Origin of the sequence: Pseudomonas sp. SIMBA_067 (genome assembly GCF_046534675.1) — a bacterium.
Classification (GTDB): domain Bacteria; phylum Pseudomonadota; class Gammaproteobacteria; order Pseudomonadales; family Pseudomonadaceae; genus Aquipseudomonas; species Aquipseudomonas putida.
On sequence record NZ_JAWRYH010001254.1, the window covers coordinates 1 to 239 of the forward strand.

The following is a 239-nucleotide window of genomic DNA, read 5'->3' on the forward strand; positions in this document are numbered from 1 at the left end:
GTTTGTGCTAAATCACCCAACAAAGAGTCGATAAAGTACAAACCTGGTTCAATAGTAAACACTTGGTTTTTCTCAATTAAGCGAGTGCAGCGTAAAAATGGATGACCCTCTGGTGGTGCCTGATGTGCACCGGTTTCATCACGCATAAAGCCACCTACATCATGTACCTGTGCACCTAAATGATGCCCTAAGCCATGAGGAAAGAAGGTTGAGGTAATTTGACGCTCAACAATTTCAGC

1 protein-coding gene is annotated in these 239 nt (G+C 43.5%); it reads right to left on the reverse strand.

Translation table 11 applies throughout. From position 1 onward, the window contains the following. The coding region (locus SB765_RS33320; RefSeq protein WP_410932995.1) for a M24 family metallopeptidase at positions 1 to 239 on the reverse strand (239 nt) is incomplete at both ends.